We start from the raw sequence: 20,059 nt of genomic DNA on the forward strand, positions 1-20,059 counted from the left end.
ATTAACTTGTTTAGAGAAGGTAAAACGAAACCAAAGTACAGTATCCGTAAATATTCTATTGGGGCAGCATCAGCTTTGATTGGCTTCATGGCCCTTGCAAATGGGCAAGTAGTTAAGGCTGACGAGGCCCAATCGCTTAGTGACTTGACTGATGTTTCAAATCAGGCTCAGGCTCCTCAAACGGCTTCAACAGCACAATTAGCGTCTTCTGAACCAGTATCAGTTGAGACAGTACAAGCTTCTCAGCCTGCCAATATTATGCCGTCTCAACCTCAGGTAACGACTGTTCAAGCAGCTGAACAGACTCCGACCATCGATCAAGTGGTTGAGACAGGGACCTCTCAAAATCAAGGAACGTCAGCAAATGTTTTAACAAATGCGACTGAGGATCAAGTTCAAGGCAGGGAGTATAGCACAGATGCCTACGGTGCCAAAATGCCTTACACGACTCATGAAGCCGAAAATGCGACTGTCGAAAATGGAGCTACAATTCAACAGTCAACGGACATGGAATCTACGGCTGTGGAAGCGACTAACCAAACTTATGTCGAGCTTCCTAAAAAAGATGCGGCAGTTACCTTCAACGTGACCGAGCCAGCCAATGCTTTGAATGTGCGTTATACAATACCTGATGGTGCATCAGGTCAGTTGGATGTGCAGGTTAATGGTTCAAGTGTCGGTAATCTTGATTTGTCATCTCATTCAGCATGGCAGTACCTCAAAGGTGACCATGAGTATGATCAAGCTATTGATGGATCAAGTGCACGTTTCCGTTTTGATGAGACACGTCTTCTCCTCAAGGACATCCAATTGAAATCTGGTGATAAGATTTCTCTGGTTAAGAAGAAAGATGACAATGTCCCTTATGGTATTGATTTTATTGAGCTAGAACAGGCTCCAGCGCCAGTTCCCCAAGGTGAAAATAGCATCAGTATTGTGGATAAGGGTGCATCTGCCAATGATGATAGTGATGACACAGCTGCCTTACTTGCGGCTGTTGAAGAAGCTAAAGCCAGCGGAAAATCTGTCTATATTCCAGAGGGACGTTTCAATTTTGACAAACAAGTTAATATCGAAGCTGATAATCTAAAAATTTCAGGTGCTGGTGTCTGGCATACACAACTGCACTTCACAAGTGACAAACGCTATGGTGGTGGGATTGTCTTCGGTCATAATAGTAATGGTATTGAGTTGAGCAATCTTTATATGGATTCCAACCTGACCTCTCGTTATAACGAAGACGCACAGTACAAGGCTATTTCGGGAACACTTGGCAAAGATTCGAAAATTCATGATATCTGGGTTCAGCATTTTGAAGTTGGTATGTGGATTGGAGACTATGACCAAACGGGAAATATGAAGTATACGGATGGTCTTGTCGTTGAAAATGCTCGTATTCGTAATAACTTGGCTGATGGTATTAACTTTGCTCAAGGAACCAAGAATTCAACGGTTAAAAACTCTAATATCCGTGGGAATGGTGATGACGGTTTGGCTATCTGGTCAAGTATTTCAGATGGGACGAATGCCGCAGCTGAGGAAAATAATAAATTCCTCAACAACACCATTGAAGCAGGCTGGCGTGCTGCTGGTATCGGTATTTTTGGTGGAAAGGGGCATGAGATTTCAGGAAACCTCATTAAGGACGTCTTTGCTGGAGCAGGTATTCGTGTCAATACGGTTTTTGCAGGTCATAATTTCGACCTCAATGATTCTGGAATTAAGATTCATGATAATACTATTCTCCGTTCAGGGACAACAAATGACCTCTATAATCTCCACCGAGGTGCAATTGATTTCCAACAAGTTCGTGGGACAATCAAGAATGTTGATGTCTACGATAATAAGCTATTGAATACCTTGGCTGACCCAGTGATTACCAAGAACTTTGAGATGGGGGACAATGGTAATGGAGAAATCCGTTTGTCTAACAATACAATTGACAACAAAGCGACGATTGTTGGCGATGTCTCAACAGTTTCTCCAACAAAACCTGAACCAACCCCTGTCAATAATTCAGTTTCAGAGACTTCTAACAGTGAAGTGATTTCTGAATCTTCAGCTTCTGAGTCACCAAAGAGTGAGTTAAGCTCGTCAGCCCCTGTTTCCGAAGCATCTAACAGTGAAGTGGTTTCCGCAACTTCACTTTCAGAAACACCAAAGAGTGAAGCCAGTTCAAGCGTGCCAGCGTCAGAAGCATCAGCCAGTGAGGTAAACTCTGAGATTTCAGTTTCCGAAACAGCAAAGAGTGAAGCAAACTCAAGCGTCCCAACCTCAGAAGCATCAACCAGTGAGGTAAACTCTGAGACTTCAGTTTCCGAAACAGCGAAAAGTGAAGCCAATTCAAGCGCTCCGGTTTCCGAAGTATCTAACAGTGAAGTGATTTCTGAAACTTCGGCTTCTGAGTCACCAAATAGTGAGGCAAGCTCGTCAGCCCCTGTTTCTGAAGTATCTAACAGTGAAGTGATTTCTGAGTCTTCAACATCAGAAACACCAAATAGCGAGCAAACATCAGTTGCGTCATCTACTAGTAAGGTTGACGTAGCAATTACTTCTGACAGTCCAGAAAAATCTCCAACTTCAGAAAGCACACAGAAAAATCCAATTAGCGAGCTTTCTTCAGAAGTTATTGAAAAGGGATCGACAAGTCAGGTTAATCTCAAAGTTTCCGAAGCACCAACTACAGCAAGTACATCAGAAGTTGTCAGTATTTCGACAAATAGTCAGGTCGCCTATAACAATGACCTAAAAACTCCTGTAACAAGCAGTCAGTTTGCCTCAGAAGCTATTCGTTTTAATTCTCTTTTGAATGAGAACTCTGTGGATGTCATCGCAAGTAAAGTCATGGCGGTTATAGCCTCTGAAACATTAGCTTCCGAAGTAGCTTCAATCGAGAGCTCTGAAGGTGTTGTTAAAGAGACTGGTAGTGATTTATCAGAATTGGCGGAAGGCAAGAAGGATGACACACCTAAGAATGTCGCCCGAATTGATAAAGCAACCGAGGCTAATCAGGCAGCTAAGTCTTCTGAAAGTCAGGGTGATTCTTCAAAAGAAAAAGGAAAATCTCAGACTTCTACGGTTCTGGTTCTTGTCGGAGTTGCTGCTGCACTAAGTATATCTACAATTTATCTTACTAAACAAGGTAAGAAAGCAGGTAAGTAATGGATAAGAAACATCCAGTCAAATGGGTGTTTTTTTTGTTCTTAAGAATTTTTTAAGACACCTAATGTCATTATTCTTTATTTTTAATCATCCACTTTGATTTGGTCCTGTATAATTAAAGTGATAAAAAATTAAGGAGTTAAGATAATGAAAGAAAAAAGAAATAGTAGGATTCGTTTATTTGCTCTTCTTGTTTTAGTATTTACTTTAGGTTTCGGATTTTCAGTAGATACTAGCAAACACTCATTGGCTGTTAGTTCTCAAGTAGCTCAAGCGGATGAGAACAATGGTATATTAGCTTTTAATGGTCAAAAGCAGTTTGTCATGGAGGAGAAGGACCAGCTAGGACGTGCCCACAGTGCTCATATACAGTTACAAGATAAGGACGAGCCGAAGAATAAACGTCCCGGTAAAATAAAATATGATCCTGTAGGATGGCATAACTATAAGTTTTATTATGGTGATGGTAAATCAAAATCTTGGCTAATGAATCGAGGGCATTTGATTGGCTATCAGTTTTCTGGTGTCAATGACGAGGGCAAGAATTTAGTACCTATGACTGCCTGGTTAAACTCTGGAAATTATAAAGGAACCGACGAGGGTAATCAGTCAAGTATGCTTTATTACGAGAATCGCTTGGATAACTGGCTGGCACTCCACCCTAACTATTGGTTAGATTATAAGGTAACAGCTATCTACAGTGGAGACGAGTTGTTGCCTCGCCAAGTGGAACTTCAGTATGTTGGTATCGATAGTTCTGGAAATCTCTTGGAAATTAAACTTGGTGGAGATAAGGAGACTCTCGACAGTCAGGGAGTTACGCATGTTGTCTTGGATAACCAATCACCAAATGCAGAGATAAATTATGCGGATGGGACAGCGACAAATACGGTTACTGAATTTACTGAGGCACCATCTGAGCCTAGTTCTGAGAGTTCACAAGTGGCTGAACAACCGAGTTCTGAGCCAGAGCCTGTGCAACCTACACAAGAAGAAAGTAGAACAGTTTATGTGGCGCGTCATGGAACAGCAGATGTTTATTGGTATGACATCAACAGTATGCCTAGCAATACCAATAAGGCTAATGTCGTTACCATGACAGAAGCAGATGCCATAGCCCAAGGGAAACGACACACGACTAAAGAGTGATAAAAAAGCTGGACATCTTGTCCAGTTTTTTTGCAAAACGACTCACATTTTACCACTTTTATCTGAAAATTTGATATACTGAGACTATCAAAATACTTGTAAGAGAAGTCGTACCGACTCTTTTTAAGTATAAGAAAGGAAACTAAATATGATTTGGATTATTATTGCCATTATTGTTGTTCTTGTGATTTTTGTTATTGCAAGTTATAACGGCTTGGTTAAAAGCCGTATGCAAACCAAGGAGGCATGGAGTCAAATTGATGTTCAATTGAAACGTCGTAATGATCTCCTTCCTAACTTGATTGAAACGGTTAAAGGTTACGCTAAATATGAAGGTTCAACGCTTGAAAAAGTAGCAGAACTTCGTAATCAAGTAGCAGCTGCGACTTCTCCTGCAGCGGCTATGCGTGCTAGTGATGAATTGACTCGTCAGGTTTCTGGCATCTTTGCGGTAGCTGAAAGTTACCCTGATCTTAAGGCTAGTGCTAACTTCAGCCAGCTTCAAGAAGAGTTGACGAATACTGAAAATAAAATTGCCTATTCACGCCAACTTTATAACAGTGTGACAAGTAACTACAATGTGAAATTGGAAACCTTCCCAAGCAATGTTATTGCTAAGATGTTTAGCTTTAAGGCTGCTGAATTCCTTGAAACACCAGAAGAAGAAAAAGCTGTGCCTAAGGTTGATTTCAGTGGACTAGGTAACTAATATGTTATTTGATCAAATTGCTCGAAATAAGAGAAAGACTTGGCTTTTGCTCATGGTCTTTTTCCTCTTGTTGGGCCTTGTTGGCTACGGTGTCGGCTATCTTTGGTTAGGTTCAGGCTTTGGTGGTCTGATTCTTGCCTTAGTTATTGGTTTTATCTATGCCATTACCATGATTTTCCAATCAACAAATGTCGTCATGGCCATGAATGGTGCACGAGAAGTTGATGAACAAACGGCTCCAGACCTTTACCATGTGGTCGAGGACATGGCTATGGTGGCCCAAATCCCAATGCCACGTGTCTTTATTGTCGATGATCCTTCAATGAATGCTTTTGCAACGGGATCTAGCCCTAAAAATGCTGCTGTAGCTGCTACAACAGGTCTTCTTGCGGTTATGAATCGTGAGGAACTTGAAGGGGTTATCGGACATGAAGTGAGTCATATTCGCAACTACGATATTCGAATTTCTACCATAGCAGTTGCCTTAGCATCTGCCATTACCATGCTAGCTGGGATGGCTCGTAATATGATGTTCTGGGGGGGAGGCCGTCGTAGAAATGATGATGACCGTAATGGAAGTAGCGGTTTGGAAATTATTCTTCTCATTATTTCTTTGATTGCCATTATCCTGGCGCCTTTGGCGGCTACCTTGGTTCAGTTGGCTATTTCACGTCAGCGTGAATTTCTAGCTGATGCTTCTAGCGTCGAATTGACACGTAACCCACAAGGCATGATTAATGCTCTGCTCAAACTTGATAATAGTGCGCCTATGCAACATCACGTGGATGATGCTAGTGCAGCCCTCTATATCAATGATCCTAAAAAGGAATCTGGTTTGCAGAAGCTCTTTTATACTCACCCCCCAATTTCAGAACGGGTGGAACGCTTGAAACAAATGTAATACAGGAGAGGCTAGTCGTGTGATTGGTCTCTTTCTTTTAGCAGTTATTTTCCTTTTTAATTAAATTAATAAATACATACCTAGTCAAGTTAACTTATTTCTGGCATAATAGATGTATGAAACTAACGATTCAACGAATGGCTCGGATAGCCATTCTATCAGCACTGGCAGTAGGATTGCGGTCAGCATTTATAGGATTGCCAAATATTCAGCCCATTACAGCCATGTTTTTTGTAGCAGTTCTTTATTTGGGGTTAGTAGATGGTCTCTTGATTATGGCTTTGACCATGTCAATCTCAGGATTCATCTTTGGGTTTGGTCCCTGGGTTTTTAATCAAATCTTGACCTTCGGCGTTTTGATGGCTCTTTGGAGTTTGATTGCACCTAGGTTATCACTTGTTTGGCAGATTGCTTTGGTAACTATTTTGTCCTTTCTCTATGGAGTTCTCATGGATTATAGTTATGGCCTCCTATTTAAGAGTGGTCTTACCTTTGTTGTTTCTGGTCTTCTTTATGATACCTACCATGCAGTATCGACGCTTCTATTCTATCCATTTATCCAGTCTATTTTTAGGAGATTTTTGAAATGAAAAAATTATCGATATATTTAGTTCTTGCCTTTTCTCTTGTTACTTTAGCTGCTTGTGGAAAAAATGAGGCTGCTAAACTTACTAGTAGCACCAACAATCATCAGTCTAAGGTTCAAGGTCAGGTTACCTTGATTTTGAAAACTGAAAAGGAAAGTAAGAAAAAATCTGTAGAAATCAAAAAAGGTGATACAGTTCTTGATGTTTTAGAAGAAATATATCCTGTTCAAGAAAATGATGGTTTTATTACTGAAATTGATGGTATTTCTCAAGACAAGGATAAGGGGATCTATTGGATGTTTGATGTCAATGGAAAACTCGGTGAGAAAGCCGCTAACCAACTTAAAGTTCAAGATGGTGATGAAATTATATTCTATCAAGAAAAGTATAATTAAGATTCTAGACTCTAATTCAGAGTTTTTTTTTTTATAAAGTTCGGAAATAGGTCTAATAATTTTCCTAAAGAAGTCGGAAAATTGCAAAATAACTGACGATTTACAGAAAAATAGTTTACTTTTGTTTTAAAAGTGATATCATAAAAGGGTACTACATGAAGTAAGGAGAATACGATTTGGCTTTTAACAAATTGGAAAACAGTAACAACAAGGAAATCATCTCTGAAGAAGTTGGTATCTTGAAAGAATTGTTGGATGATGCAACACGAGGCATGGCTGGAGAGCAAGGTCTCACAACTGTCCAACATTTGGTTGAACTTTATGATGAAGGTGATTATGTGGCCCTTACACAAGCCATTTCAGAAATGACACATGACGATATGGTCGTTGCATCACGTTATTTCTCTTTGTTACCTCTCTTGATTAATATCTCTGAGGACGTGGATTTGGCTTATGAAGTCAACCACAAAAATAATATTGATGAATCTTATTTAGGTAAGTTGTCTGAAACCTTTGACGTTGTAGCTGAAAGTGATAATGCACGTGACATTCTTGAACATGTCAATGTTGTACCAGTATTGACAGCTCACCCAACTCAGGTTCAACGTAAAACCATGCTTGAATTGACCAACCACATTCACGAACTTCTCCGTAAGCATCGTGACGTTAAGGCTGGTCTTATTAACAAGGACAAATGGTACGCGGATTTGCGTCGTTATGTAGAAATCATGATGCAAACGAGTATCATTCGTGAGAAGAAACTTAAGGTTAAAAACGAAATCACTAACGTTATGGAGTATTACAACTCCTCATTGATTAAGGCGATTACAAATCTATCGCATGAATTCAAACGTTTAGCTGTTGAAAAAGGAATCGAGCTTGATAATCCAACACCTATTACAATGGGTATGTGGATTGGTGGTGACCGTGACGGAAATCCATTCGTAACGGCAGAAACCCTCAAACTTTCTGCAACTGTTCAAAGTGAAGTTATCCTCAATTACTATATTGAAAAAGTTGATAACCTTTACCGCTCATTCTCACTCTCATCACGTTTGACTGAAGTTTCTGAAACAGTAGCAGAAATGGCAAAACATTCTCCAGATAGATCTGTTTATCGTGAAAATGAGCCCTACCGTCGTGCTTTCAGTTACATCCAGTCTAAGTTGATTCAAACCCTTCTATTCTTTAAAGAAGGAAACTTTAGTAAGGAAAGAGTTGCTAAACGTCTTTCTGAAAATGTTCGTCTTGGCTCAGTCTCAACAGGTGAAGTAGTAGCTGATTTTGTGCAAGAACGTCTTAGCCAAAGTCTTCAAGCTGTCTCACAACAAACTACCGAGTTTTATGAAACAGCTGAAGCTTTCCATGATGACCTTTTGGCAATTAAAAACTCACTTCTCGAGAATGATGATGCTGTCTTGATTTCCGGTGATTTCGAAGAGCTTCTTCAAGCCGTTGAGATCTTTGGATTCTACCTTGCAACAATTGATATGCGTCAGGATTCAAGCGTTCATGAAGCTTGTGTGGCAGAGTTGCTTAAATCTGCAAACATTGTTGACAACTATAGTGAGTTGACAGAGGTTGAAAAGGTTGCTGTTCTTCTCAAAGAATTGCAAGAAGATCCACGTACCTTATCATCAACAAATGTACCTAAGTCTGAAACACTTGAAAAAGAATTGGCTATCTTCCGTACCGCTCGTCTTTTGAAAGACTATATTGGTGAAGATGTCATCAAACAACATATCATTTCTCACACTGAGAGCGTCTCAGATATGTTTGAGTTAGCTATCCTTCTTAAAGAAGTTGGTTTAGTTGATACTGAGCGTGCGCGTGTCCAAATCGTTCCACTTTTTGAAACCATCGAAGACTTGGAAAACTCTAATGAAATCATGAAACAATACCTTGGTTATGATATTGTTAAACGATGGATTAAGAACAGTAATAACTACCAAGAAATCATGTTGGGTTACTCAGATTCAAATAAAGATGGTGGTTACTTGTCTTCAGGTTGGACTCTCTACAAGGCTCAAAACGAATTGACCAAGATTGGTGAAGAGCGTGGCATTAAAATTACCTTCTTCCATGGCCGTGGTGGTACTGTTGGTCGTGGTGGTGGACCATCTTACGACGCTATTACTTCTCAACCATTTGGTACTATTAAAGACCGAATCCGTTTGACAGAGCAAGGTGAGGTTATCGGTAATAAATATGGTAATAAGGATGCAGCTTACTATAATCTTGAAATGCTAGTTTCAGCAGCTCTTGACCGTATGGTGACACGTCAAATTGCCGATCCAGAAGAATTGGTTGGTTTCCGTGAGGTTATGGACGGAATTGTTCAAGATTCTAATGGCATTTATCGAGATCTTGTCTTTGGAAATGAACATTTCTATGATTACTTCTTTGAAGCAAGTCCAATTAAGGAAGTATCAAGTTTAAATATTGGTTCTCGTCCAGCAGCTCGTAAGACTATTACTGAGATTTCAGGGCTTCGTGCCATTCCTTGGGTGTTCTCATGGTCACAAAACCGTATCATGTTCCCAGGTTGGTATGGTGTGGGTTCTGCCTTTAATCACTATATTGAAGCTGAAGAAGGAAACCTTGAAAAACTTCAACACATGTTTGAAACATGGCCATTCTTCCGTTCACTTTTGTCTAACGTGGATATGGTGCTTTCAAAATCAGATATGAATATCGCCTTCCACTATGCACAATTGGCAGAGAGTGAAGAAGTTCGCAGTGTCTTTAACATCATTTTGGATGAGTGGCAGCTGACTAAGAATGTTATTCTTGCGATTGAAAAACATGATGGCTTCCTTGACGAAAGCCCATCTCTTAAAGCAAGTTTGGATTTCCGCTTGCCATACTTCAACGTCTTGAACTACATCCAAATTGAATTGATTAAACGTCTTCGTAACAATGATTTGACTGATGACGAAATTAGTCTTATTCATATTACGATCAACGGTATTGCAACAGGGCTTCGTAACTCTGGTTAATAAAGTAAAGTTCATCGCTTCGGTGGTGAACTTTTTGTTATAATGAAAATTCTGATATAATATAACCATGATTGCTATGGAAACGATTGAAAAGCTGACCAGAGAAAAACTCCCCATGATAACTGTCTTGGCTGGCGAGGATTTAGGGCAGTATAGTCAAGCTAAAGAAAAATTTTTAAAACAAATTGGTTTTGATCCGAGTGACTTGAGCTATTCCTATTTTGATATGTCTGAGACTGATTACCAAGATGCTGAACTCGATTTGGAAAGTATGCCTTTTTTTGCAGATGAAAAGGTGGTTATTTTTGATCATTTCGCAGATATGACCACTGCTAAAAAGTCTTATCTGGATGAGAAAGCATTGAAACGTCTTGAAAATTATCTTCAATCACCTGTAGAAACAACACGTCTTGTCTTAATGGCTTCTGGAAAGCTTGATGGGAAGCGTCGGTTGGTTAAACTCCTAAAACGTGATGCTTTGGTACTTGAAGCTAACCCTTTAAAGGATGCAGAGCTTAGAACTTATTTTCAAAAACAGGCACATCAAGAGGGGCTCATTTTTGATAAAGGGGCATTTGAGGAACTCTTAATCAAGTCAAGTTTTGATTTTTCTGATATTCAGAAGAATCTAGCGTTTTTAAAAGGATATAAAACTGAAGGGAACATCTCATCGCAAGACATTGCGGAGGCTATACCTAAAAGTTTACAAGATAACATTTTTGACATGACTCAACTTCTTTTGCGAGGACAGGTTCAGGGTGTTCGTGAATTGGTTCATGATTTACGATTGCAAGGAGAAGATGAGATCAAGCTGATTGCTGTTATGTTGGGACAATTCCGCACCTATCTGCAAGTCAAATTATTATCTGCTAAAGGCAAAAGCGAGCAACAAATTATTTCAAGTCTTTCAGACTACCTAGGTCGGAAAGTTAATCCATTTCAGATTCGCTATGCTATAAGAGATAGCCGTCCTTTATCAGTCGCATTTTTAAAGACAACGATTAAGATTCTAGTTGAGACAGACTACCAGATAAAAACAGGTACTTTAGATAAAGACTATTTATTTGATCTAGCACTTTTAAAAATAGCATCAAACCGCTAAAAAATGGAGATTTCCATGATTTTGTAAGCAAAATTTTTGAAAGCTCTATCATTTTACGGTAAAATGAAGAAAAAATGAAAAGAGGACCTTTACTATGGCAATTATCCTTCCAGACCTTCCTTACGCTTACGATGCTTTGGAACCATATATTGATGCTGAAACAATGACTCTTCACCACGACAAACACCATGCAACTTACGTGGCAAATGCTAATGCTGCTCTTGAAAAACACCCTGAAATTGGTGAAGATCTTGAAGCACTTTTGGCTGACGTGGAACAAATTCCAGCTGACATTCGTCAAGCACTTATTAACAATGGTGGTGGACACCTAAACCACGCTCTTTTCTGGGAACTCTTGTCACCAGAAAAACAAGAGCCAACTGCAGAAGTGGCAGCAGCTATTAATGAAGCTTTCGGATCTTTCGAAGCCTTCCAAGACGCTTTTACTGCGGCAGCAACAACTCGTTTTGGTTCAGGTTGGGCATGGCTTGTGGTTAATGCAGAAGGTAAACTTGAAGTTGTTTCAACTGCCAACCAAGACACGCCTATCTCAAATGGAAAAAAACCAATCTTGGCACTTGATGTTTGGGAACATGCATACTACCTAAACTACCGTAATGTACGTCCAAACTACATCAAAGCCTTCTTTGAAATCATTAACTGGAATAAAGTTGCTGAGCTTTACGCAGCAGCTAAATAAGTCTAGAATCATCCTCAGTCTTGAGGGTGTTTTTTTTGTAATATGGCTGTAAAATCTCCTTGCATTTTAGAGGATTATAGCTTAAACTATAACTGTTATGAAAAAAAAGAAAAAGCATTCAAGTAAAAAGTATAGTGGAAGCCGCCGGAAAACTAAAGACAAGAAGAAAGATCCGGTAAAACAAGACCTTCAACAAGACGTAAAAAAAGACAGTAAAGATAGTAAAAAGGATGTCAAAAGAAGCGACAGGAAGGATAATAAAAAAGATAAGAAAAAGGCTTCTAAAAAGTCAGTAGAAAAGAAACCAGTTGAGGCAACTTTAGTACCAGTAGAGCATAAGGAAAAAGAAGAAAAAACTGAAACCTTAGCACTTAGGAGTAAACGTTCTAAAAAATCTAAAGTAAAATCATCCCGTGATGATAAAAAAGCTTATCTTATCTTAGTTTTTCTGGGTGCAGTGGTTGTTCTTGTGTTCGTTACTATGCTTGCCTTAGCAGGTCGCGAAAAACAGGCTGGTCATACTGGGAACCTTGAGAACATTTTTGGTTCGAACTCTAAGGTAACTAAAAAAGAAGATAAGAAAAAAGAGGAAAAGGTAACTCCCACCAACAAGTCAGCTGAAGCTAAACAAGCAGTCATGGAAGCAGATGCAGATACGATGTATGCTTATGGATTGTATTACGATTATGCTAACATGACATTGAACCAAGTGGTTGAAGCCTTTATGGCTGATCAGGGTATTGAGTCTAGCCAAATCGCCTTCTCATATAAAAATACCAAGACAAATGAGCAATTCTCTATGAATGATACTCAGCCAATGACTGCAGGATCGACCTATAAATTGCCACTAAACATGCTTGTTATGGATGAGGTTAATAAAGGGAAGCTTTCTTTAACTGAACGTTTTGATATTACTAATACTGAATATGAATATCAAGGAGAACATGACAATTATGTTGCTGCCTTTGGTGGTGCAATGACCATCCCAGAGATGCAAGAATATTCTCTAGTTTATTCTGAGAATACGCCTGCCTATGCATTGGCAGAACGTCTTGGCGGTATGGAAAAATTCTATGACATGCTTGATAAATACGGTAAATCAAAAGGTGAAGTTAAAACTATTCAAATGAATGGTAATAAGACAACAACGGATTATTACATCCAGGTCTTGGATTACCTTTGGAAACACCAAGATAATTATAAGGATATTCTCTACTATATTGGTGAGTCTTTCCCAAATGAATACTACAAAACTTATCTTCCTGATTTAACCATCTATCAAAAACCAGGTTACGTTCGTGAAGCACTCAACGTTGATGCTATTGTCATGGAAGAGACACCTTATATGGTAGCAATCTATACCCGTTACCTCGGTGGGTCAACTGAAGAATCAGATGAAATCAGTGGCTGGGGTCTTCAACAATTGGGAATGCTCTCTTATGTTATTAATGAGTGGCACCGTGTCAATATGAATTAATACTGAAAAAAGCCGATTATTCGGCTTTTTTCTATACTATTACATGAAGGTAAGGAGTAGAACACTCGTAAAGAGGAATGGAACAAAAGCGATTGTTTCATTAGGATTTCTACGTACTAGGAAGTAGGTAAGCCCAAATAGGCAAGCTAGTTCAATAGCTAATAGTATTTTGGAAAATGGAAAAATGAGGGAGACACTGGCTAAATAGAGAAAATCACCTTCACCAATATTTAAACGTTTGAGATATGACAGAGCGGCTAAACTTATTCCCAAGGTAAAAGTGAGGTAGTAGTTTCCCAACCAAAGGAGAGGTAGTGTTCCAAGAATCCAAATCAGAAGGGGATATGATTTATTTTTTAAATCAAAAATAGTTACACAAAGACTGAAAAGAAGTAAATAGGTTCTCCCAAAATCTAAATAGTCATAGAAATAAAGAAGAAGGGTTCCCCCACAAAACAATTCAATGAAGAGGTAACGGTATGGGATAGAGCTTTGGCATAACCGACATCTGAACCTTAAGAAAAGTTGCGATAGGATAGGAATCATCTCGAAAAAACGTAACTGATGTCCACAGTGACTGCAGTGGCTTCTAGGAAAAATAATCGACTTCTTAGGAAAACGATCACAAATCAAACCAATAAACGAGCCTAAAGAGGCGCCAAGAAAAAAATATAAAATACTAAGCATACCTAACTATTCGAAAAAAGACAGAAAAAGCATTTTACTTGCATATTATTTATAAATATTCTAAAATATAAGTGTAAACAATAATGATTCTAAATAAGGAGAAAGAATATGACAGATTCAATTAAAGAAACAATCAATGAAACAGTTAACCATCAAGCAGAGACACCAACAAACACAAAAACCAAAGCAGTATTAAATCAAGCAGTTGCTGATTTGTCTGTAGCAGCTTCTATTGTGCATCAAGTTCATTGGTATATGCGTGGTCCTGGTTTCCTTTATCTTCACCCAAAAATGGATGAATTGATGGATAGTTTGAATGCCCATCTTGATGTGATCAGTGAGCGTTTGATTACCATTGGTGGTGAACCATACTCAACTTTGGTAGAGTTTTCATCTAATTCAGGTTTGACTGAAACTACTGGTACATTTGATAAATCAATGTCTGATCAAATTCAGTTATTGGTTGATACATACAAATACTTGTCTGTCTTGTTCCAAGTTGGTTTGGATATCACAGATGAAGAAGGAGACGCTCCTTCAAATGATATCTTTACAGCAGCAAAATCAGAAATTGATAAGACAATCTGGATGTTGACTGCAGAACTTGGACAAGCCCCAGGCTTGAAATAATCAATTTTTGAGTTAAGATGATTGTCAAGAGTTCCTCTAAAAGTGTATAATAGACACAAAATACTTTTAGAAGAAGGGAGGCGGCGATATGTCTGAGCATCGACGTAGTCTAGGCGTTTATGAAGATGTCCTGAATCAGTTAAAAGCTAAAGGGATTCGATTGACTGAATCTCGTAAAGCTGTTATCCGCTATTTGATGATGTCTGATCAACATCCTAGCGCTGATGTGATATATTATGACCTTCTCCCTGATAATCCGGGCATGAGTTTAGCGACGGTCTATAACAACTTGAAAGTGTTGGTTGAAGAAGGGATTGTCTCTGAAATTAAGGTTAATAATGATAATACAACCTATTATGATTTTATGGGACATGACCACTTAAACATTGTTTGTGAAAAATGTGGTCAAATTACGGATTTAGACTTACCGATTCCGTCTTTCAAAGAAGAGGTAGAATCGCAAACAGGATTTCGCATTACTCGTGAGCAGATGATTTTACATGGTATTTGTCCGAATTGTCAATAAATAAGAGCTTAAGTCAAATGGGCTTGGGCTTTTTTTCTAGTTACATAATAATCTGTAAAGGTTTTCAAAATTATCTTGTCATGACTTAAGCTTTTTGCTAAAATATTTCTATGAAAACATTATATGACGTTCAACAGTTGTTGAAGCAGTTTGGCATAGTAGTTTACTTAGGTAAAAGGCTCTATGATATCGAGATGATGAAGATTGAATTGGAAGCTCTTTATCAGAATGGTTTGATAGACAAGGAGAACTATCTTATTGCTGAAATGATTTTACGACGTGAACATCGCATTGAAATGGAGAAAGAAAATGAGTAAGAAACTCTTGGGAATTGACCTTGGTGGAACAACTGTTAAGTTTGGTATTTTGACTGCAGATGGTGAAGTTCAGGAAAAATGGGCTATTGAAACAAATACGCTTGAAAATGGTCGCCACATCGTTCCTAACATTGTAGAGTCTTTGAAACACCGTTTGGATATGTATGGACTTACTGCTGAAGACTTCATTGGAATTGGTATGGGATCTCCAGGTGCAGTAGATCGTGAGCATAAAACCGTAACGGGTGCTTTTAACTTGAACTGGGCAGAAACTCAAGAAGTTGGCTCTGTCATTGAAAAAGAACTTGGTATTCCATTCGCTATTGATAATGATGCCAATGTGGCTGCACTTGGTGAACGTTGGGTTGGTGCTGGTGCTAACAATCCAGACGTTGTCTTTGTAACATTGGGAACAGGTGTTGGTGGCGGTGTTATCGCTGATGGTAATTTAATTCATGGTGTTGCCGGTGCTGGTGGTGAAATTGGTCACATTATTGTTGAACCTGAAACAGGATTTGAATGTACTTGCGGAAACAAGGGATGTTTGGAAACTGTAGCTTCAGCAACAGGTGTTGTACGTTTAGCACGTCATTTGGCAGAAGGATACGAAGGGAACTCATCTATTAAAGCTGCTGTAGACAATGGTGAGCAAGTGACAAGTAAAGATATCTTCGTAGCTGCTGCTGAGGGTGATAAGTTTGCTGATAGCATTGTGGATAAAGTCTCTGAATACCTCGGACTTGCAACAGCAAATATCTCAAACATTCTTAACCCAGATTCTGTCGTTATCGGTGGTGGTGTTTCTGCTGCAGGAGAATTTTTGCGTAGTCGTGTTGAAGGATACTTTACACGTTATGCATTCCCACAAGTTCGCCTTACAACAAAAGTGAAATTAGCAGAACTTGGAAATGATGCGGGAATCATTGGAGCTGCTAGTCTTGCTCGTAGTATTGATAAATAATGAGATAAGGTGTGCCTAACCAAATAAGGGAGAGGTAGCACCTTTTTTTGTTAAAAACGTTTACAATTAGCTGACCTCTGCCATTTTATTGAAAATGTGGTATACTTGAAAAGTTGAAATAAATAATAAAGAGGAAAAAATGACTAAACTTAGAGAAGATATCCGTAACGTGGCCATCATTGCCCACGTTGACCACGGGAAAACAACGCTTGTTGATGAATTGTTGAAACAATCACACACACTCGATGAACGTAAAGAACTTGATGAGCGTGCGATGGACTCAAACGATCTTGAAAAAGAACGTGGTATTACCATCCTTGCCAAGAATACAGCCGTTGCTTATAATGGTACGCGTATCAATATCATGGACACACCAGGTCACGCGGACTTTGGTGGAGAAGTTGAACGTATCATGAAAATGGTTGATGGGGTTGTTCTTGTTGTTGATGCCTACGAGGGAACAATGCCTCAAACACGTTTTGTTTTGAAAAAAGCGCTTGAACAAAACTTGACTCCTATCGTTGTTGTTAACAAGATTGATAAACCATCAGCTCGTCCTGAAGAAGTTGTTGATGAAGTTCTTGAACTCTTCATCGAACTTGGTGCAGATGATGACCAATTGGAATTCCCTGTTGTGTATGCATCAGCTATTAATGGTACATCATCATTGTCTGATAATCCTGCTGATCAAGAGCACACTATGGCTCCAATCTTTGACACAATTATTGAACACATTCCGGCTCCAGTTGATAATTCGGATGAGCCACTTCAATTCCAAGTGTCACTTCTTGACTATAATGATTTCGTTGGACGTATCGGTATTGGACGTGTCTTCCGTGGATCTGTAAAAGTCGGTGATCAAGTTACCCTTTCAAAACTTGACGGAACAACTAAAAACTTCCGTGTTACTAAACTTTTCGGTTTCTTCGGTTTGGAACGTCGTGAAATTGAAGAAGCAAAAGCTGGTGATTTGATTGCTATCTCAGGTATGGAAGATATCTTCGTTGGTGAAACAATCACACCAACTGATGCTGTTGAACCATTGCCAGTTCTTCGTATTGATGAACCAACCCTTCAAATGACTTTCTTGGCGAACAACTCACCATTTGCTGGCCGTGAAGGTAAACACGTGACATCACGTAAAGTCGAAGAGCGTCTTTTGGCTGAGTTGCAAACAGACGTTTCACTACGTGTTGATCCAACTGATTCACCAGATAAATGGACTGTGTCAGGTCGTGGTGAATTGCACTTGTCAATCCTTATCGAAACAATGCGTCGTGAAGGATATGAACTTCAAGTATCACGTCCAGAAGTTATCATCAAAGAAATTGATGGAGTGAAATGCGAACCATTTGAACGTGTTCAAATCGATACTCCAGAGGAGTACCAAGGATCAATTATCCAAGCCCTTTCAGAACGTAAAGGTGACATGCTTGATATGCAAATGGTTGGTAACGGTCAAACACGCCTTATCTTCCTTGTGCCAGCTCGTGGACTTATCGGATTCTCTACTGAATTCTTGTCTATGACACGTGGTTACGGTATCATGAACCATACCTTTGACCAATACTTGCCGGTTGTTGCTGGTGAGATTGGCGGACGTCACCGTGGTGCCCTCGTTTCCATCGATACAGGTAAAGCAACAACATACTCAATTATGCGTATTGAAGAGCGTGGTACAATCTTTGTTAACCCAGGTACTGAAGTTTATGAAGGTATGATTGTCGGTGAGAATGCTCGTGAAAATGACCTTGGTGTTAACATTACTACAGCAAAACAAATGACAAATGTGCGTTCAGCTACTAAGGACCAGACGGCTGTTATCAAGACTCCACGTATCTTGACACTTGAAGAATCACTTGAATTCTTGGATGATGATGAATACATGGAAGTAACACCAGAATCTATCCGCTTGCGTAAACAAATTTTGAATAAAGCAGAGCGTGATAAAGCTAATAAACGTAAGAAAAAAGCAGCAGAAGCTGAATAAACTATAGAGAGGAGAAGAGATGTTTTATCTGATTGTTGCCATATTGATTGCGTCATTCTATTTCTTTATTGCACCAAAGTCGGTAAAAAACACCATGAATCTTCTCTTTGTCATGGCTACCCTAGCATTGCTCTTGCTTTTAGCAGTGTTATCAATCATTAAATTCTTCAGTTTACCTGGCGAGTTCTTTGTCACGGTAGGGATGCTTGTATTGAGTTATTTCACCTTGAAAGATTTTTTCGCCATGTCAGAGCTCAATCGTGATAAACCTCAACAAGATGAAAATAAGTAGCATGATATTAAAGTCAATCTCTTAGATTGGCTTTTTCTGTATCTAGAAAATACTACTCCTTGAAATAGCTTGTGATAAAGGGTAAAATGGTTATGATACAATTTGAGAGAGTGGACGAATTATGAAATCAATAACACAATTTGAAAATAAAAAAGTTTTAGTCCTTGGTTTGGCTAAATCTGGTGAAGCAGCGGCTCGTCTTTTGGCTAAGCTAGGAGCTATTGTTACTGTTAATGATGGAAAAGCCTTTGAGGAAAACCCATCAGCTCAATCACTTCTTGAAGAAGGTATTAAGGTTGTTTGTGGTGGACATCCTCTTGAACTTTTGGATGAAAATTTTGAATTAATGGTTAAGAATCCTGGAATTCGGTATGATAATCCAATGGTAGCTCGTGCGCTTGAAAAAGGGATCCCAGTTTGGACTGAAGTTGAGTTGGCTTACCTAGTCTCTGAAGCACCAATTATAGGTATTACGGGCTCAAATGGTAAGACAACAACAACAACTATGATTGCTGATGTTCTAAATCATGGTGGTAAGTCAGGTGTCTTGTCTGGGAATATTGGCTTCCCTGCATCAGAAGTAGCGCAATCAGTGACAAATCAGGATACTCTGGTCATGGAGTTATCTTCTTTCCAATTGATGGGAATTGAGAGCTTCCATCCACATATTGCTGTGATTACGAACTTGATGCCGACGCATATTGACTATCATGGTAGTTTTGAAGAATATGTGGCTGCCAAATGGAATATTCAAAACAAAATGACATCAGATGATTTTGTTATTCTAAACTTTAATCAAGACTTGGCTAAGGAATTGGCTACGCAAACTAATGCACAAGTAGTTCCATTTTCAACTATGGAAAAAGTAGATGGTGCCTATCTGGAAAATGGTGGTCTCTACTTCAAAGGTGAATTGGTAATGCATGCTGAAGAACTTGGTGTTCCAGGAAGTCACAATGTTGAAAACGCCTTAGCGACAATTGCTGTAGCAAAATTGTCAGGTGTTTCAAACCAAGCAATCAAAGAAACTCTCGCAAGCTTTGGTGGGGTTAAGCACCGTCTTCAATTTGTTGATACGATTGATGATGTGAAATTCTATAATGATAGTAAGTCAACAAATATTTTAGCGACACAAAAAGCACTTTCTGGCTTTGATAATAGTAAAGTCATTTTGATTGCTGGTGGTTTGGACCGTGGTAATGAATTTGATGAGCTCATTCCTGATATTACTGGACTTAAGAAAATGGTAATTTTGGGAGAATCAGCTCCTCGTGTCAAACGCGCAGCAGACAAATCTGGTGTGAGCTATTTGGATGCCAAAGATGTTGCTGATGCGACACGTATTGCCTTTGAACAAGCGAGTGCAGGAGATGTTGTCTTGTTGAGTCCCGCTAACGCAAGTTGGGACATGTACAAGAATTTCGAAGTGCGTGGTGATGAATTTATCACAACTGTTGAGCGATTGAAGGGATAGG

Annotated in this window: 18 protein-coding genes; 17 read left to right on the top strand and 1 reads right to left on the bottom strand. The window is 39.2% G+C overall.

What is annotated here, in order from left to right; translation table 11 throughout:
• The first annotated feature begins 6 nt into the window (after positions 1-6).
• The 10 genes from RWZ99_RS04105 (at position 7) to RWZ99_RS04150 (ending at position 13,181) form a co-directional block, all read left to right on the top strand.
• A complete protein-coding gene (locus RWZ99_RS04105) occupies positions 7-3,162 on the top strand; it encodes a YSIRK-type signal peptide-containing protein (protein WP_314676648.1) in 3,156 nt (1,051 codons plus the stop codon).
• Positions 3,163-3,309: 147 nt separating this feature from the next.
• Complete coding sequence (locus RWZ99_RS04110; protein ID WP_314676619.1) at positions 3,310-4,311, top strand: DNA/RNA non-specific endonuclease; 1,002 nt, start codon at positions 3,310-3,312, stop codon at positions 4,309-4,311.
• 148 nt (positions 4,312-4,459) lie between these two features.
• Positions 4,460-5,020 (top strand): LemA family protein, encoded by a 561-nt coding sequence (locus RWZ99_RS04115; protein ID WP_013990801.1) that lies wholly within the window; start codon positions 4,460-4,462, stop codon positions 5,018-5,020.
• Between the two features lies 1 nt (position 5,021).
• Positions 5,022-5,921 (top strand): zinc metalloprotease HtpX, encoded by a 900-nt coding sequence (gene htpX / locus RWZ99_RS04120; RefSeq protein ID WP_314676620.1) that lies wholly within the window; start codon positions 5,022-5,024, stop codon positions 5,919-5,921.
• A 116-nt stretch (positions 5,922-6,037) separates the two neighbouring features.
• Entirely contained in the window at positions 6,038-6,511 is a 474-nt protein-coding gene (locus RWZ99_RS04125) for a hypothetical protein (RefSeq protein WP_314676621.1), read from the top strand.
• Positions 6,508-6,903: a DUF4430 domain-containing protein gene (locus tag RWZ99_RS04130; protein WP_314676622.1), complete on the top strand. Its 396-nt coding sequence runs from the start codon at positions 6,508-6,510 to the stop codon at positions 6,901-6,903. The genes RWZ99_RS04125 and RWZ99_RS04130 overlap by 4 nt, the downstream gene beginning before the upstream one ends.
• 176 nt (positions 6,904-7,079) lie before the next feature.
• Positions 7,080-9,902 (top strand): phosphoenolpyruvate carboxylase, encoded by a 2,823-nt coding sequence (gene ppc / locus RWZ99_RS04135; protein WP_314676623.1) that lies wholly within the window; start codon positions 7,080-7,082, stop codon positions 9,900-9,902.
• A 67-nt stretch (positions 9,903-9,969) separates the two neighbouring features.
• On the top strand, positions 9,970-11,004 hold the full coding sequence (gene holA, locus RWZ99_RS04140) for a DNA polymerase III subunit delta (RefSeq protein WP_314676624.1): 1,035 nt from the start codon (positions 9,970-9,972) through the stop codon (positions 11,002-11,004).
• 94 nt (positions 11,005-11,098) lie between these two features.
• The gene (gene sodA, locus RWZ99_RS04145) at positions 11,099-11,704 is read left to right on the top strand and encodes a superoxide dismutase SodA (protein WP_314676625.1); all 606 of its coding nucleotides are present in this window, start codon (positions 11,099-11,101) and stop codon (positions 11,702-11,704) included.
• 97 nt (positions 11,705-11,801) lie between these two features.
• Positions 11,802-13,181: a serine hydrolase gene (locus tag RWZ99_RS04150; protein ID WP_314676626.1), complete on the top strand. Its 1,380-nt coding sequence runs from the start codon at positions 11,802-11,804 to the stop codon at positions 13,179-13,181.
• A 39-nt stretch (positions 13,182-13,220) separates the two neighbouring features.
• Here the strand turns inward: RWZ99_RS04150 and RWZ99_RS04155 are convergent, their stop codons facing one another.
• Positions 13,221-13,868 (bottom strand): prepilin peptidase, encoded by a 648-nt coding sequence (locus RWZ99_RS04155; RefSeq protein WP_314676627.1) that lies wholly within the window; start codon positions 13,866-13,868, stop codon positions 13,221-13,223.
• Positions 13,869-13,976: 108 nt separating this feature from the next.
• On the opposite strand from RWZ99_RS04155, the gene RWZ99_RS04160 reads away from it, so the two are divergent.
• From RWZ99_RS04160 to murD, 7 genes are all read left to right on the top strand, one after another.
• On the top strand, positions 13,977-14,498 hold the full coding sequence (locus RWZ99_RS04160; protein ID WP_314676628.1) for a Dps family protein: 522 nt from the start codon (positions 13,977-13,979) through the stop codon (positions 14,496-14,498).
• 88 nt (positions 14,499-14,586) lie between these two features.
• On the top strand, positions 14,587-15,024 hold the full coding sequence (locus RWZ99_RS04165) for a Fur family transcriptional regulator (RefSeq protein ID WP_314676629.1): 438 nt from the start codon (positions 14,587-14,589) through the stop codon (positions 15,022-15,024).
• Between the two features lie 110 nt (positions 15,025-15,134).
• The gene (locus RWZ99_RS04170) at positions 15,135-15,341 is read left to right on the top strand and encodes a YqgQ family protein (protein WP_314676630.1); all 207 of its coding nucleotides are present in this window, start codon (positions 15,135-15,137) and stop codon (positions 15,339-15,341) included.
• A complete protein-coding gene (locus RWZ99_RS04175) occupies positions 15,334-16,302 on the top strand; it encodes an ROK family glucokinase (RefSeq protein ID WP_314676631.1) in 969 nt (322 codons plus the stop codon). Before RWZ99_RS04170 ends, RWZ99_RS04175 begins: the two co-directional genes overlap by 8 nt.
• Before the next feature lie 139 nt (positions 16,303-16,441).
• Complete coding sequence (gene typA, locus RWZ99_RS04180) at positions 16,442-18,292, top strand: translational GTPase TypA (protein WP_314676633.1); 1,851 nt, start codon at positions 16,442-16,444, stop codon at positions 18,290-18,292.
• 19 nt (positions 18,293-18,311) lie between these two features.
• The gene (locus RWZ99_RS04185; RefSeq protein ID WP_314676634.1) at positions 18,312-18,584 is read left to right on the top strand and encodes a DUF3165 family protein; all 273 of its coding nucleotides are present in this window, start codon (positions 18,312-18,314) and stop codon (positions 18,582-18,584) included.
• A 121-nt stretch (positions 18,585-18,705) separates the two neighbouring features.
• Entirely contained in the window at positions 18,706-20,058 is a 1,353-nt protein-coding gene (gene murD / locus RWZ99_RS04190) for a UDP-N-acetylmuramoyl-L-alanine--D-glutamate ligase (protein ID WP_314676635.1), read from the top strand.
• Position 20,059: the final 1 nt, after the last annotated feature.

This window comes from uncultured Streptococcus sp. (genome assembly GCF_963545685.1).
Classification (GTDB): domain Bacteria; phylum Bacillota; class Bacilli; order Lactobacillales; family Streptococcaceae; genus Streptococcus.